This is a genomic window from Mammaliicoccus sp. A-M4, assembly GCF_022386955.1.
Lineage (GTDB): Bacteria > Bacillota > Bacilli > Staphylococcales > Staphylococcaceae > Mammaliicoccus > Mammaliicoccus lentus.
The window spans coordinates 1-16,915 of record NZ_JAJNHH010000013.1; the positions used below are offsets into that span (position 1 = coordinate 1).

Sequence of the window (16,915 nt, forward strand, 5' to 3'; positions counted from 1 at the left end):
TCCTTGTTAAATTGTTTATATCTGAAATAGTTCATACAGAAGACTCCTTTTTGTTAAAATTATACTATAAATTCAACTTTGCAACAGAACCATAATAAAAATGAAGTAGTAAAAACAAATAATCACAGGAAGAAAACTAATAAAAGGAGAATCTCTAATTTGAAGATTCTCCTTTCATTAGTTTTTATAACCTTTATTATAATTTAACGAGAATTTTTGCTTGTGATTTATCGTTTACAAGTTGTTCAAATCCTGACTCTACAATATCATTTAACTCAATTTCATCAGTAACGACGTCTTTGACTTTTAAATTACCTTCGTTAATTAAGTCTATTGTTTGTTGAAATGTAGTAGGTGTATAAGCAATCGTCGAAGTAAGTTTTACACCTGTATTAGTTAATTGCATTGGATTCCATTCAATAGGATGACCGAATATAGAAACTATAACAACAATACCTCTTGCTTTAGTAACATCTATTGCAGATTTAAGTGTTGGCGCTACACCAGCTACCTCAAATGCTACATCAACGCCATTATCAGTGTATTTACTAATAACATCACTTGGATTTGATTCCCCAGAATTTATGTAATCCAAATAGACACACCCTTGTTGGATTATCTACTTCATTAATCCAACACATAACCCGAAGCATATATAAATAAAAGCTCCTAACCCGTTAGTTCAATAAACTAGGGGTTAGGAGCTTTATTTTGAGTTAATGGTTTATACCACGCGCTCTATTATTTATCTGAGTCTGAATCTTTAGTCCATTCTTTAACTTTATCTTGGTTGTCATCTACCCATTTAGCTGCTGCTTTTTTAGGTGATGTACCTTCTTGGATGTCTAACATAACTTCTTCCATGTCTTTTGTCTTCCAGTTAAAGTTGTCTAAAATTTCATAAGCTTTTGGACTATCTTTCTTCAAGTCTTTACGAGCCATTGTATTAATATGTTCTGCTTCACCGAATGAACCTTTAGGGTCTTTCAAGTATTTTAGATCATATTTTTGGAATTTCCAGTGTGGAGACCAACCAGTAACTACAATGTCGTCTTTTTTCTTCATTGCTTGACCTAATGTAGTAGCCATTGCACCTGAAGATGAAGTTTCAACTTCCCATCCATCTAAGTTGTAATCTTTAACTGCTTTTTCAGATGCTTTAACAACACCAGCACCTGGTTCAATTCCTACAATTTTCTTACCAGCTTGATCTTTCAAGTCTTCGATTGAATCACCATCGAAGTCTTCAGGAACTACTAAACCAATTTTAGCTCCTTTAAGGTTTGCACCTAAGTTATCAAGATCTTTTTTATGTTTTTTGTATAAATCACCATGAGTTCCTGGTAACCACGCACTAACTGTTGCGTCAGTTTCACCTGATGCTACAGATTCCCACATTACTGCGTTATCTAAAGGTGTAGCTTCTACGTTATAACCTTCATCTTCTAAAACTTTTTGTATTACATGTGTTGAGGCAACTTCTGAATCCCACTCAACGTAAGATAATTTAATATCTTTTTTACCTAAGTCTCCATCTTCACTTGAGCCGCCATTCCCGCAAGCCGCTAATACAAGTGCTAATGATAGCATAAGAACGAGTACACGCCATTTGTTATTCATTCTGAATCCTCCTAAGTTTATTTGTTTTTAGATGATTGAGTGAAGCGGTCAATGATGATAGCAAGAATAACGATACTTAGTCCTGCTACAAATCCTGTTCCTACTTCTGCACGTTGTAGAGAACTTAATACGTCTCTACCTAAACCTGGTGCCCCAATCATTGATGCTATAACAACCATTGATAAAGCTAACATGACAGTTTGGTTAACACCGGCCATGATTGATGCTTTAGCAAGAGGGAGTTGTACCTTAATTAATTTTTGCATTGAAGTCGTACCGAATGAGTCACTTGCTTCAATTAGTTCTGCAGATATTTGTCTAATACCTAAGTTTGTTAAACGGATAGTAGGTGGTGTCGCAAAAATAATAGAAGCGAATACACCTGGAACCATACCTATACCGAAAAATGCTACTGCTGGAATTAAATAAACAAATGCAGGCATTGTTTGCATAAAGTCTAATATTGGTTTCATAATTGCTTGGAAACGATCACTTCTAGACATTAGAATACCAAGTGGAACACCAATAATAACTGATAATAAACTACTGATAATAACTAACGTCATTGTATTCAGTAACTGATCCCATAATTCTTGGTTATAAATAAAGAGCAAGCCGATACCTACAAGAATAGGAGCGACGATTTTCTTATTCATAATGAAGTAAGCTAATATCATAACAATGATGATAAATACGAATGGATGTAACAAATCTAATAATGAAATGATGAACTGCATGAAGTTTCCTAAATACGTTTTAATAGGATCAAAAATAAAACTAAACGTATCAGTTAACCATTCAACAAACGAATCTGCCCATTCACCAAGAGGTAAGATAGGTAATAGATTAAGCATGATCCATCACCTCATTCCCTTGAGCTAACACATCGAATACTTCTTTGAAGTTTAATTTACCAACAATTTTGTCGTTCTCTTTAATCCAAAGTTCATGTGTTCCCGTTCTGAAATGTGGAAATGTTTCAAACAGTAGTGATTCTGCATCTATGAAAGTCTTATCGTCTGTCATTTCAACATTTTCTACTGAATCCATAATATGTTTAACTTTTAATACTTTAGAACGATCGATGTCTTTAACGAAATCTTTAACATAGTCGTTACCAGGGTTGATAACGATTTCTTCTGGTGTACCAACCTGAGCGATAGCACCATCTTTCATTAATGCGATACGATCCCCGATATGTAGTGCTTCGTCTAGGTCGTGTGTAATGAAAACAATTGTTTTTTTCATATCTTGTTGTAATTGTAATAGTTCATTCTGCATTTCTTTACGAATTAATGGGTCTAATGCTGAGAAAGCTTCATCCATTAATAGGATATCTGTGTCATTAGCTAAAGCTCTAGCTAAACCAACACGTTGTTGCATACCACCAGATAATTGATTTGGATATTGGTCTTTGTAACCATCAAGTCCAACCAATTTTAATGATTCTTCAGCTTTTGTTAATCGTTCTTTTTTCGGAACATCTTTAACTTCTAAACCAAAAGCAACATTCTCTACAACAGTTTTGAAGGGGAATAATGCGAAGCTTTGGAATACCATGCTTAAGTTATCTCTTCTGAAGTTTCTTAAATCTTCTTTGTTAAGAGAAGAAATATTATTTGAATTGATTAAGATATCGCCATCAGTTGGGTCTATTAATCGGTTAATCAAGCGAATTAGCGTTGATTTACCGCTCCCGGAAAGCCCCATGACTACGAATACCTCACCATCTTCAATAGTAAAGTTAGCGTTTTTAACGGCTACAGTAGAACCAGTTTCTTTAAGGATTTCGTCTTTTGACTTATTTTCCTTTAATAGTGATTTAACTTGGTCATTGTAATCGCCGAAAACTTTTGTAACGTCTTTGATTTGTATATTGCTCAAAATAACCAGTCCTTATCTATTTAATCGACTTATATTACACTAGCACAGTAAAATTTTATAGTCAAATTGATATTGCACAATTTATAACGTATTAAACTTAAATTCTTACGTGCAAAAATCATAAAAAGTTAATTAATTTTATAAGATATTAAATGCTCAAGCCAGTATTAATAACAATAAAGAAAGCGCTTAATTTTTAGACATAAAGACGTGTTTCTTCATATTTAAAATAAGCGCTTTGAAAAAAGAATTTTTTTCTTTAAATTTTTTAAAAATTCAGTGTAATTATTAAGTTGTCATGAAGTCTCCACCGTTTACATGAATTACTTGTCCTGTTACATAAGTGGAATCTTGTGATGCTAAATATACATAGGCAGGTGCGTTTTCACTTGGCTGTCCTCTTCGACCTAGTGGCGTATCAGATCCAGCATTCTCAACTTTACTTTCATCGAATGTAGCTGGAATTAGTGGTGTGTATATCGGACCAGGTGCAACAGCGTTCACTCGGATACCCTTATCAGCTAGTGTAGTTGCAAGCGATCTTGTAAATGAAACGATAGCACCTTTAGTAGCTGAATAGTCAATAAGGTGAGCCGAACCTCGATATGCTGTTACGCTCGTTGTATTAACGATAGCATCGCCTTTATTAAGGTGCGGTAAGACTGCCTGGGATAAATAGAACATTCCGAAAAAGTTTGTTTCGAATGTTTCTTGTAATTGTGATTTAGAAATATCCTCAAAATTATTTTGTGGATATTGAATACCACCGTTGTTAACGAGGATATTAATTTTGCCAAAGTCTTGTATCACATTATTTACTAATTCTTCTGCATGATTGTCTTTTTTTAGATCGTGTGAATAAGCTTTAGCTTTCGCACCGATTTCTTGTAATCTTTTTATAGCGTATTGCGCATCAGTATCTTCGTCATAATAAGATATCGCAACATCAGCGCCTTCTTTAGCAAATAAAATAGCTGTAGCTTCTCCAATGCCAGAATCTCCGCCGGTCACTAAAGCAACTTTACCTTTTAATTTGCCGCCAGCTTTATAATCTTCATCTTCTATAATAGGCTTCGGTTCCATTTCATGTTCAACGCCTGGTTGTACATCTTGTGTGTAACCTTCGATTTCTTCATGTTTCTTTTCAAATTTATCTTTCATGTAAAAATCATCACCTTTTCATTTAATGGTTATTATTTAACATAGCCCGTCAATGAAAAATAAAACAGCTTAGACTTCTGGCTGAAATGTATTTAATATTGCATAACAGTTTTCTATTAGAGGTGTTGAAAGTTGATGTTTTTTACTTTGTTCTAGCAAATAACCTTGAATATATTCAATTTCAAGTGATTTATGATTGATGACATCATAGTACATACTTGTACCCATATCATCTGGGTATCCTGCATAAATATTCATGATACTGTCAATTAATTGCTCGTTAAAATGAATACCTTCAGCAGAAGCAATTCGTCTTCCTTCTATTAAAAGGTTACGACAAAGATTTTCTATACCATCTGATTTGAGTACTTTTGCTGTTTGGCGAGTTATAGCTGTTACAGTGTTAATACCTAAATTGACGAGTAGCTTATACCAAACTTGTTCGTAGTAGTCTTCGATACATTCAATATTTAAAATGCTATCTTTAGTTAAACTCTTTAGTAACAAAGTATCATTATTGATAGGTAACTTTAATGTCCAATCTCTAAAATGGGTAACTTGTTGATCTGTTTTTTGACCACTAATGTAAACAACCGCTTGATATACATGAGAATGGTTAATCTGTTTAAGCTGACCATAACCGTTCTGAGTTAGTATAATAACTGTTTTATCATGTGTGATATTTGTTAAATGAGGTGTGATTTGATCGAGTTGAGTAGTCTTAACAGCTATAAATAAAATATCAAATGTTTCTGTTGAGGATTTAAGTGACGCTACGGGCAATGTATGAATTGCTTGCTCATTGTAATCTTGAAATCGAACTTCTGAATTTTCTCTGCCTAATAATGTAACATCAAGAGCGTTTTCTCGTAAGGCAAAAGCAATAGCTGTACCAACTGCACCTGGACCAATTATTCCAAACTTTTTCATTTATTATTTTCCTTTCGGTGTTATTATATATATATAATAACAAAAATTTAAGGGTGGTACGGGATGAAAACAATTAAAGAATTGTTAGTCATGAAAGAACAAACAGAAAAAATTTCAATGATTACTGCGTATGATTATCCAAGTGCTAAGCAAGCAGAATCAGCACAAATTGATACGATATTAGTCGGTGATTCATTAGGCATGGTTGTACTAGGATACGATAGTACAGTTGAAGTAACGATGGACGATATGATTCATCATGCTAAGGCAGTAAGAAGAGGTGCACCAAATACTTTTGTAGTAGTTGATGTTCCATTTGGCGCTATCGGAATAGACGATGCAACAGATATCAAAAATGCTATTGATTTATACAAAGAAACAAAAGGGAATGCCATCAAAATAGAAGGCATGCACACAAATTTAATCGAACGTTGCACGCAAATCGGCGTACCAGTCGTTTCCCATTTAGGATTAACACCACAAAGTGTTGGCATAACAGGATATAAGTTACAAGCAAGTTCTAAAGAAGATGCAGAACAGTTAATTAAACATGCACAAGAAGTAGAAGCTGCAGGAGCAGTTATGCTTGTATTAGAAGCAATACCGAGTGACTTAGCAGAAGTCATTAGTGAAAAGCTGACTATCCCTGTCATCGGTATCGGAGCAGGTAAAGGAACAGATGGCCAAGTATTGGTATATCACGATTTATTAAACTACGGTTCAGAACATGTTGCTAAGTTCGTTAAACAATATGGAAACTTTTCAACTGGAGTAGATGCGTTGAATAATTATCATAAAGAAGTTAAGAGTGGCGCTTTCCCTTCAGAAGAATTTACGTATAAAAAGAAAGTGATGGGAGAGACAGGTAAGTGACTCAAGTAATTGAATATATAAAAGAAATGATGAATATTTCTTCAAAATATAAAGTACAAAATAAGACTATTGGACTTGTACCAACGATGGGTGCTTTACATGACGGTCATTTAAAAATGATGAAACAATCTATTCAAGAAAATGACATAACAGTCGTGAGTATATTCGTAAATCCATTACAATTTGGGCCAAACGAAGACTTTGACGATTATCCAAGACCTTTTGAAGAAGACTTAAATAAACTGAAACAAATAGGTGTAGATTATGTCTTTCATCCAACAGTAGAAGAGATGTATCCAGGAGAATTAAGTTTGTCTATTACAGTAGGATATTTAGCTACTGTGTTGGAAGGTAAGAAACGACCAGGACATTTTGACGGTGTAGTAACAGTTGTTAATAAATTATTTAATATAATAGAACCAACAAAAGCATACTTCGGGAAAAAAGATGCACAACAATTAGCCATTATCGAAAAAATGGTCCAAGACTTTAATCATAATATAGAAATTGTACCTATTGATATAGTCAGAGAAGAAGACGGTTTAGCCAAAAGCTCAAGAAATGTATATTTAACAGAAGAAGAAAGAACAGAAGCGGTACATTTATCTAAAAGCTTACAAAAAGCTAAAGAATTATATGAAGCAGGCGAAAGAAATAGCAAAGTGTTAATAGAAGCTATTACAACATATTTAGAAAAAAATGTGAGCGGAGAGATAGTAGAAGTCGCAGTATATAGCTACCCCGAACTCATAGAACAACAAACCATTAAGGGACAAATCTTCATATCATTAGCCGTTAAATTCTCACAAGCACGATTGATAGATAATGTGATTATATAAAATCTTAGTGGAGATAAGTATATAGGAAAATGAAAAGCAGTAGAAAATCATGGTCAAAACCATATTTCTACTGCTTTTTTTTATTTGCGGTTCGATAATTATATTTTATCGACCTGTATTTTGCATATATGGAAATATAATGACGAAAATACGTCCTTATTTATCAATAGCATGACTCAAATACAAAAAAGCTACATCCAACAAATCAACTTTTAGAGCGCACAACAATTTTTTAATAAAGAAAATGTTCATTTCATTAATGGTATCGGTGTTAATTTAAGTGAATATAATGCTGTTAATATTGATAATCATACGAGTATTAGAGAGGAATTAGGCTTAGATTCAAATGATATCATCATCAGTTACGTGGCAGAAATGAGTAAAAGAAAAAATCAGCTATACTTACTTAAAAATTGGAAAAAGATTACGTATAAATGTCCACGTGCAAAGTTAGTGCTCATCGGTAGTGGGGAAATGGGAGAAGTATATAAAGAATATGTGGCGAATCACAACCTTGAAGGCGTTATATTTGCAGGATATAGACAAGATATTAAAGAAATAATCTATCAGTCAGACATCGTTGCTTTATTATCAACTCAAGAAGGACTACCGAGATGTGTATTAGAAGGCATGGCATTGCATAAGCCATTAATAGTAAGTCATATACGTGGTAATACGGATTTAGTACAAAATGGAATTAATGGTTTCACAATCGACTTAGATAATGACGAAGAATTAATAGATAAGTTTATAACGTTAATTCAGAACAAAAATTTACGTCATAATATGGGCTTGAATAATGAACAAATTAAAGAAAGATATTCCGAAACTACTGTGCTAGAACAAATGAAATGTATATACGATAAAGTATTATCAAAATAAATAAAGGCGTGATGGAATGTTAAAAAGAACATTAGATATAACGGTCTCATTCGCTGCTTTAATAGTTTCTTCTCCTGTTATTTTAGGAACTGCAATAGTAATCAACAAAAAGATTGGCAAACCTATATTTTTTAAGCAAACGAGACCAGGTAAAGATGAAAAGCCATTTGAGATTTTAAAATTTAGAACAATGACTGATGAAAGAGACCTAAATGGTGAGCTGTTACCTGATAAAGATAGAATGACAAAGACAGGGGATTTCATTCGTAAAACGAGTATAGACGAACTACCACAATTAATTAATGTATTAAAAGGTGATTTAAGTCTAGTAGGGCCAAGGCCACTCTTGATGGACTACTTACCGTTATATACAGAAGAACAAAGAAAGCGACATCTCGTAAAACCTGGTATAACAGGATGGGCACAGGTGAATGGCCGTAACACTATATCTTGGGAAGAAAAATTCAAATTAGATGTGTGGTATGTGGAAAATCAATCATTTAAATTAGATATGTTTATCTTATATAAGACGATTATGAATGTCATCAAAAGAAAAGATATTACAGCTACTAACCATGTAACAATAGAGAAATTTAGAGGTAATCCACTATGAAACCTATACTGTTAATAGGAAATGGCGGCCAGGCGAAAGTAGTTAAAGAAATAATTGATTTAAGTGATGAATATGAGCTTAAAGGCTATTTAACGGATGACATAACAGAATATCACAAAGAAGAAAATTTAATATACGATAATCTGAAAAATATTCATTTATATAAAGCGGAATATGTATTCCATATTGCTATAGGTAATAATCATATAAGAAAGAGATTGTTTAATAGACTAGCAATTTCAATTGAACAATTTCCTGTTCTGACACATCCATCAGCGATTGTTAGTTCATCAGCGAAAATAGAGAACGGGACAGTCGTGATGGCAAATAGTGTTATAAACGCAGAAACATCAATTGGTAAACATAACATTATCAATACAGGATCCATCATCGAGCATGAGAACGTCATTAAAGACTATGTCCATATCTCACCGAATTCAACGCTAACAGGAGGCGTAGAAGTTGGAGAAGCATCACAAATAGGTGCTAGCGCTACAGTATTACCAGCATTAAAAATTGGCGACGACGCAATTGTAGGGGCTGGCGCTACAGTGGTAAATCATGTCGAAAATCATCAAATAGTAGTTGGGACACCTGCAAAGCCTATTAGGAGGTAGGTAGAATGAATCAAACAATATATTTATCATCGCCTCATATGGGAGGAAATGAACAAAAATATATAGACAGTGCTTTCAAACAAAATTGGATTGCACCGCTTGGAGAAAATGTAACTGAATTCGAGAACACTGTTAAAAATTATGTCCAAGTAGAACATGCTTTAGCAGTTGGAAGCGGGACATTCGCTTTACATTTAGCATTAATAGAATGTGGAGTAAGTGAAGGAGATATTGTGCTTTGTTCTTCTTTAACATTTTGCGCAACTTCTAATCCTATTTTATATCAAAAAGCGACACCAGTATTTATCGACTCTGAAATGGATACGTGGAATATGTCGCCACATGCTTTACGCAAAGCTTTAGAAAAATATACTGAGGTAGGCAAACGACCTAAAGCTGTTATAGTTGTGAATTTATATGGACAGTCAGCCAAAATGGATGAAATTCAAGCGTTGTGTGAAGAATACAACGTAAAGTTAATAGAAGACGCAGCAGAGTCGTTAGGGTCAGAATATAAAGGTAAGAAAAGCGGTAGCTTCGGAGACTACGCGATATTTTCATTCAACGGGAATAAAATTATTACGACGAGCGGTGGAGGTATGCTTGTCTCAAGCAATGAAGAGAGTATAAAACATGCATTATATTTAGCGACTCAAGCACGGGATAAAGCCATTCATTATCAACATAGTGAGTTAGGTTATAATTATCGACTAAGTAATATTTCAGCAGGTATAGGTAGAGGCCAAATGGAAGTGTTAGAAGAACGCGTAAATCAAAGAAGAGCTATATTTGATACTTATTACGACGTATTAAATGAAATAGAAGGATTTCAATTCCAACCAGAATTAGAGAACAGTAAATCTAATAGATGGCTAACAGCCTTAACGATAGACTCAGAAAAGACAGGATTTACTGCTAAAACGTTAATTGAATACCTACATCAACATAATATTGAGGCGAGGCCAGTGTGGAAACCGATGCACTTGCAACCATTGTATGAGGGGTATGACTACATATTTGAAAAAGAAGATAATGCGAAAAAACTATTTGAAACAGGGGTATGTCTTCCGTCAGGCTCAAATATGACAGAAGAACAATTGAGTATTGTTATTGAACATATAAATAAACTTGCAAAACAATATAACTAAAAAGTAAAAGAGGAAGGGAAAATGAAAGTTTTAGTTCTAGGTGGTGCAGGATATATTGGATCTCATGCAGTAGATCAATTAATTGAGGAAGGGTTTGATGTAGTAGTAGTCGATAATTTAGAAACAGGACATAAAGAAGCCATACATCAAAAAGCTAAATTTTATGAAGGGGACTGTAGAAATATAGCGTTTATGGAAAATGTATTTAAAAACGAGAAAGTTCATGCAGTCATGCACTTCTGTGCATACTCACTAGTTGGCGAATCTATGAAAAAGCCACTTAAATATTTTAATAATAATATGTATGGTATGCAGGTTTTACTCGAAACAATAAAAAAATACTCAATCGACAAATTAATATTTTCATCAACTGCAGCAGTGTATGGCGAAGTAGAGCAAGTAACTATTAAAGAAGAAACGATATTACAACCAACAAATCCATACGGTGAATCAAAATTAGTAATGGAAAAGATGGTTAAATGGGCAAACAAAGCATATGGATTAAAGTATATAGCATTAAGATACTTTAACGTAGCCGGTGCAAAAGCTGGCGCAACAATAGGCGAAGACCATAACCCAGAAACACATTTAATACCGATAATATTAGAAGTAGCATTAGGAAAAAGAAAAGAAATTGCTATATACGGAAATGACTACCCAACAAAAGACGGAACATGTATAAGAGACTACTTACACGTATCAGACTTGGTGGACGCACACATTAAAGCGTTGAAATACTTAAATGATGGTGGCGAGAGCCAATCAATAAATTTAGGCAGTTCAAAAGGGTATTCCGTTCTAGAAATTATTGAAGCAGCAAGAAAAGTAACAGGTCATAACATTCCATGCAAAGTAGAACAAAGAAGAGCAGGCGATCCAAGTATACTTATTGCTTCAACAAAAAAAGCAGTCGAAAAATTAAACTTCAAACCAAAATATACAGATATAGAAGAAATTATAAAAACAGCATGGGCATTTCATAAGAAGTATCCAGAAGGGTATAACAGTATTAATAAAGATGTAATATAATTTAAGAGTCCGAGACGAATTTATGTCCCGGACTCTTAAACGTTTTTTGGTAATTATTATATAAGTAACTGACTATAGTTGTATATCAATATTTTGTAGTTTAATATTAATGATAATAGAAACTAGAGAAAGAGGTATACAAATGAAAAATCTGATACCAGTTATATTAGTCATATGTTTCACAATATTTACGGGTTATTTAATGATAACGGGGGAAATAGGTACCGATGAAAAAGATGATAAAGCTACAGAACAAAAGAAAGATGCTAAATCATCTAAAGAAAAGAAAGAGAAAAAGGAAGAAAAACAAGATTCAGAAATGAAAATAAATAATCAACAAGATTTAGCTGAAATTATCTATAGCAAAAAAGATGAAAAAACAAAAATGGATGCATATAACCAAGCAGTCGAAAAGAAAATATTACCGCGCAGTAATAATTACCAAGAAGCGGTTTACGCATATGAAGAATCAGTGCAAATTAAAGAAAGTAAAAGTGAATAGAAGGAATATTAAAAGCCCTGCATACGCATATAGAATAGAAGCGTGTGCAGGGCTTTTGTGTTGTGAAATGAATACAACATGTACAAGAAGGTTCATTTTTAATTATATTCAAATCCACCTAATAAGGTGTTTAAAATCATTAATTGTTCAGGAATCGTATTCCTTGAAACTTCTGGATGTGAAGTAATTAAATTATCAATTTTATTTAAAATTTTAAGTTTATCTTTTTCTAATCTCATGTCTTGTTCATAGTATAGAGGTACTTTTTCACTACATATTAAATATTTATCCATAGTATTATATTTATTTAAATTTTTATTAATATCTGGAACTAAGTCTTCTTTTCTTAAATTCTTTAAAAAACGCCTATCATTATCTTCTAATTTATCTCCGATGTTTAGTATAGGATCGACTGCTAAAGTTTTGAAATCCAGAGCAGAACCATGATATAAAGCACCTGTACCACCTTTTGAAACACCATAAAATACAATATTTTCATCTTGAATATTTAAATCTTGTTTTAATTGTAAAATAGCTTGTTGAATTTCATTTTCATAATTTTGATAATTTACAGTGCTTATATAGTGAGAGCCATGTGATACATTTAAATCCATAATACGCATAGTATAAACGTTTTTAACTAAACTTCTTTCAATTCCGTCAAAGAATTTTGTGAACATACGTTTAGGCATTAAATGACTATCATATTCGTTTTGTGGAGGCATACAAGTAAAAATGACTAATAATTTTCTTGGGATGTCCTCATTGATTTTTCTATCTTTAGGTTTATCTAATGTGTAATAAACCTCGTTTGATTTAATAAGATCTTTGCGTTTAAAAAGTTCGTTAACATATTTTCTTTTATAAAGTTTAGATACACCATCTTTATGGAAATATAACACATAGTCTTGTTCTAATAATTTTTTGTATAAATTATAAGCATCTTTATTTCTTCTTGCTAATTTAATTAAATTAGTATCAGAATTAGTTATAACTTCAACTCTTTTTGCGTTTATCAATTTTTGTTCTACATCATCAAAATTTATTTTTTGATTTTTAAACAATTTAGATTTTTCATCTACAATATTATTAGAATTTGTTAAAACTTCGTCTTTATATACGATGTTTAATAAATTAACTAAAAAGTCCTTGTAAAACTTGGGTTCGAAATGTAAATAATACTTCCCCCATAAGTGATTTTTATCAAGATAATATTTTTCTTGTGTCATATCTATATTCAAAACATTATAATTTTTAGCAATATAAGAATCCAATTGGTTCCATAAAGAATTCATCTTAACAATATTTTGGATTGGTAACTTGGATTTTTCTCTGTACATATCTACAGACGTATTATCAGGAAACTTATCATTAAATCTAGCGTTAACTATTATAACTTTAGTGTTAGGTAAATATTTGTTTAAAAAAACAAACAATTTATCTATATAGAATTTCCATATTTCTATATAGATATCGAAGTCATTAATAATATTTATTTTTTTCTTATTAAATAATTCTGGAATTTTTTTGAATTTCCAATTATCAGTTATATAGGAATCTTTACTTATTTGAATTAGACCAAGTTTAATATCTCCATATAAATCTATAACAATATATTCTGGTTGAGATTTACGGATCTTTTGTAAAAAGGTTTTATCAAATTCACTTTTTATATGACGTTGTCGCACTAAATCATAATCAAGGAAATCTTTATCAATGTTTAATTCTAATGGTTCAGACATTAAACTAGGAATGGATACTTGGTTTTGATGTGCTATAACTTCAAAATAATCTTTATAGTAAGGATTGAATGAAGAGTTAAAATTATCTCTTGTTACGCAAGAACTTATAGTTGCAATTTTTATAGTCACAATTTTCTCCCTTTATTTATTATTTGAATAAACTTTCAAATTCATTAATTCTCTCTGTTTCGTATTTATCAAAATTAAATTTAGTTGTTGGCAATTCATTGTTTATTAATCTATTCATTCCTTCTATTAAGCCATCTTCAGAATTTTCTACTAAAATTATATCTGTATCTTGTAAAAATTGAGTTGTTGTGTTGAGATCCACTGAGATAACAGGTGTATTCACATACATACTCTCATAAACAACTAGACCAAGTCCTTCATAATATGAAGATAAAACGAAGGCATCTACCTTGCTTAATAATAAATAAGGATTACTCATTCTGTCTAATACAGTAATAGCATCTTTAGCATCACTATGTCTAACTTGGTTTAAGGTTTTTTCTTTAATAGGACCATAAGAAGCAAGTAGATAAAGTCTAGTGTTATTATCTTGTTCATAAACTTTCTCAAATGCCTTTATTAATCTATCATGTCCCTTTTGTTGATCGAAACGACCAATGTTGAAAAATACTTTTATATTTGGGTCTTCAAGCTCTTTTAACATTTCCATCTTTCTTAGACCAAATTCATCTTTAAAAGTTTTTAATCCTATTTCAGGATTATAGTCTTGCATAATAGGTGAACTAATCTCTTTAGACTTATAGTGATCTTCAATATAATTTTGAATTGTATTATAATGCCTCAAAAAGTAAGAAGTATTTAAATCTTCTCTTAATAAACTCATAATTAAATTGTTATATTTCTTTTTATCTTCTATTGTTTTAGAAAAATCTTCAATAATTTGTTCACCATAAACTTCTTTTACATAAGATAGGTGTAATTCTTGTTTCATTTCATTATTTTGTAATAATAATTTTTTTTGTTCACTATTTTTAGCATACTTAACAATTGGGTTAGTTGAAAAGCGTTTTATTGCTTTGAAAATTATAGGGTCATCTGAATTATTAGGATTTATAAATGTGTCATTTAAAGTTTCAAACAAATCGTTTTTTGATTGTTGGAAATTTCTAAAATGAAATCTAACTTTTTGAAAAGTTTCTAAAAAATCCTCTTGTAATAATTCTTTAATTCTACTAACCCCTAAGAAATTATTTGCAATATGAATATTATCTAATTCATATGAAAAATTATCTTTAAAACCTTGTTTTAAATGTTCATTAACTAAAACTAATTTATCAGCATTTTGCCAGGCATCAGATACAAGATTCTTATTATAATTTTTCTTGTTCTTATAATCTTCAAACATATCAGTGTGTACATATATCATTGTTTTTGTGTTAAAGTTTTTGAGGAAGACAGCATACTCTGAGTACTTAGCTTCAAAACCTGTATAATGAATATAATAATCTGGTATGTTATTTCCAAAAACTCTATTGATTTCTCTGTTTTGAATATTCGTAAGTTTATCTGAAAATCCTGCGGAATTACCTTCTTTTACGTATTTATTATGGAGTTCTTTTTCTGCAGATCTTAAGATTCTAATTCCTTCTATTGGATAAATTTTTACATTCGGAGGTAATAGGAGTATGTTTTCTTCTCCCGCCTTACTTATTGCTTTTCTTTCAAAACAAAGAATGTAGTTTCTTTTTGATGTATCAATATTTTTTAATAAGTTCTTTAATGCTGCTGTGATGCCGGTATCCCACATCGGACCTACAAACATATAGACATTAGGTTTTTGATTATAATTATTATACAATTCGATAGATTTATGTGACTTATTAAATAACATATGTTCTACTATCTCTTTAGTACCATTTACTGAATCGTTGGGGCAGAATTTATATGCAAAATCAGAATAATCATTAGGTTCGTTATTACTAATAATTTCTATAACTTCTTCTATATTATCAGTGAGATTAAATGGATATTGCTTAATATCTTCATACATTCCCCTAGTTACTCGGTACTCCTCATAATCATAAGTGAACAATATTATTTTTTTATTTTGACTGGCAAAATCATACATTATAGAAGAATAATCTGTAATTAGCCCATCAACTGAACTCATAAAGTCGTATAATTCGTATGATTCAGGAAATGGTTTTACTTTTTTTCCGTTAAAAATAAAGTTTTTTGAGATCATTGAGTGAAGTTTATAAAATACTATTACATCATCTGGTAGTTTTTGTTCAAGTGAAGTCAAAATATTTTCTTCAGTAAAGTTAATGTTTTTGTCTTTTTTATGACCTCTCCAAGTTGGCATATAGATATAAATTTTTTTGTTTTTTAAATTTAAATCTTTCCTTATATTTTCTCCTCTGTTTTTATCAAATAATAAAGAATTTCTAGGAGATGGGGAAATATATACATCAGATTTAAGGACACCTTCTAAATCTGAACTACCGAGTACTTTATTTACAGAATATTCATTTGGTAAATATAATGCATCAGTCATCATAAAGTTTCTAGCAACATTACCAAACTCTAAGAATTCGCCTTCTATGTCTTTTCCTAAAGTTTTCAAAGGTGTACCGTGCCAAAAATTATAATATTGTTGTTCGTTTCTTTTAGAGAAGAAAGGATAGAAAGTGTTGTCATTAATTAATATTTGTGAAGTTGCTAAAAGTAACCCATAATCATATGTCATGTGTTGTATTATTGAAATGTTGTGAAGATTATATTGAGTAAGTAGTTTTTGGGTATCATCCATACTTTTTGTTACTAAGAAGACATTATACTCAGTATATTGGTTTAATTCTTTTGCTAGTGCAAATAAATGACCATTAATGTCCTTACCATGTAAACTTTCTATTAGTATTTGTTTTTTTATTACATCTTTACTTTGACCATCTAAAAAACCATTAATATAAGGTTTATCTGGCTTGTGATAATTCGTATTGCCCTCATACTTTAAAAATTTTTTTAATTTTTCCCTTTTTTCAATAGATACTTTTTCCCGGAACATAGTTCTTAATATACTCATAGTTCTCTCCTTATTTCATT

General features: G+C 31.4%; 15 protein-coding genes and 1 pseudogene. 8 read left to right on the top strand and 8 right to left on the bottom strand.

What is annotated here, in order from left to right; translation table 11 throughout:
* Positions 1–196: 196 nt before the first annotated feature.
* The 6 genes and pseudogenes from LQ682_RS11165 to LQ682_RS11190 form a co-directional block, all read right to left on the bottom strand.
* Positions 197–586 (bottom strand): annotated as a pseudogene (locus LQ682_RS11165) (zinc-binding dehydrogenase); the annotation flags it as partial.
* Between the two features lie 155 nt (positions 587–741).
* Entirely contained in the window at positions 742–1,620 is an 879-nt protein-coding gene (locus LQ682_RS11170; protein ID WP_017000277.1) for a glycine betaine ABC transporter substrate-binding protein, read from the bottom strand.
* 17 nt (positions 1,621–1,637) lie between these two features.
* Positions 1,638–2,474, bottom strand: coding sequence for an ABC transporter permease (locus LQ682_RS11175; protein WP_064205266.1), 837 nt, complete (start codon positions 2,472–2,474; stop codon positions 1,638–1,640).
* Entirely contained in the window at positions 2,467–3,504 is a 1,038-nt protein-coding gene (locus LQ682_RS11180; RefSeq protein ID WP_064205267.1) for a quaternary amine ABC transporter ATP-binding protein, read from the bottom strand. The genes LQ682_RS11175 and LQ682_RS11180 overlap by 8 nt, the downstream gene beginning before the upstream one ends.
* 288 nt (positions 3,505–3,792) lie before the next feature.
* The gene (locus LQ682_RS11185) at positions 3,793–4,665 is read right to left on the bottom strand and encodes an SDR family oxidoreductase (RefSeq protein ID WP_064205268.1); all 873 of its coding nucleotides are present in this window, start codon (positions 4,663–4,665) and stop codon (positions 3,793–3,795) included.
* A gap of 69 nt (positions 4,666–4,734) precedes the next feature.
* Entirely contained in the window at positions 4,735–5,595 is an 861-nt protein-coding gene (locus LQ682_RS11190) for an oxidoreductase (RefSeq protein WP_103269477.1), read from the bottom strand.
* 63 nt (positions 5,596–5,658) lie between these two features.
* Here LQ682_RS11190 and panB point away from each other — a divergent pair, with 63 nt between their 5' ends.
* From panB to LQ682_RS11230, 8 genes are all read left to right on the top strand, one after another.
* Complete coding sequence (gene panB, locus LQ682_RS11195) at positions 5,659–6,468, top strand: 3-methyl-2-oxobutanoate hydroxymethyltransferase (protein ID WP_064205270.1); 810 nt, start codon at positions 5,659–5,661, stop codon at positions 6,466–6,468.
* On the top strand, positions 6,465–7,307 hold the full coding sequence (panC, locus tag LQ682_RS11200) for a pantoate--beta-alanine ligase (protein WP_064205271.1): 843 nt from the start codon (positions 6,465–6,467) through the stop codon (positions 7,305–7,307). Before panB ends, panC begins: the two co-directional genes overlap by 4 nt.
* A gap of 318 nt (positions 7,308–7,625) precedes the next feature.
* Positions 7,626–8,189, top strand: a complete 564-nt coding sequence (locus tag LQ682_RS11205) for a glycosyltransferase (protein WP_261797360.1) — start codon at positions 7,626–7,628, stop codon at positions 8,187–8,189.
* Between the two features lie 16 nt (positions 8,190–8,205).
* Complete coding sequence (locus LQ682_RS11210; RefSeq protein WP_017000300.1) at positions 8,206–8,802, top strand: sugar transferase; 597 nt, start codon at positions 8,206–8,208, stop codon at positions 8,800–8,802.
* Complete coding sequence (locus tag LQ682_RS11215) at positions 8,799–9,419, top strand: acetyltransferase (protein WP_239724239.1); 621 nt, start codon at positions 8,799–8,801, stop codon at positions 9,417–9,419. The genes LQ682_RS11210 and LQ682_RS11215 overlap by 4 nt, the downstream gene beginning before the upstream one ends.
* A gap of 5 nt (positions 9,420–9,424) precedes the next feature.
* Positions 9,425–10,567 (top strand): aminotransferase class I/II-fold pyridoxal phosphate-dependent enzyme, encoded by a 1,143-nt coding sequence (locus LQ682_RS11220; RefSeq protein WP_064211637.1) that lies wholly within the window; start codon positions 9,425–9,427, stop codon positions 10,565–10,567.
* A gap of 21 nt (positions 10,568–10,588) precedes the next feature.
* Positions 10,589–11,596: a UDP-glucose 4-epimerase GalE gene (gene galE / locus LQ682_RS11225; protein WP_239724240.1), complete on the top strand. Its 1,008-nt coding sequence runs from the start codon at positions 10,589–10,591 to the stop codon at positions 11,594–11,596.
* Between the two features lie 142 nt (positions 11,597–11,738).
* The gene (locus LQ682_RS11230; RefSeq protein WP_239724242.1) at positions 11,739–12,098 is read left to right on the top strand and encodes a hypothetical protein; all 360 of its coding nucleotides are present in this window, start codon (positions 11,739–11,741) and stop codon (positions 12,096–12,098) included.
* 98 nt (positions 12,099–12,196) lie between these two features.
* Here the strand turns inward: LQ682_RS11230 and LQ682_RS14245 are convergent, their stop codons facing one another.
* Entirely contained in the window at positions 12,197–13,969 is a 1,773-nt protein-coding gene (locus LQ682_RS14245; protein ID WP_239724244.1) for an accessory Sec system protein Asp2, read from the bottom strand.
* A gap of 19 nt (positions 13,970–13,988) precedes the next feature.
* A complete protein-coding gene (locus LQ682_RS11240) occupies positions 13,989–16,895 on the bottom strand; it encodes a CDP-glycerol glycerophosphotransferase family protein (RefSeq protein WP_239724246.1) in 2,907 nt (968 codons plus the stop codon).
* Between the last annotated feature and the right edge of the window lie 20 nt (positions 16,896–16,915).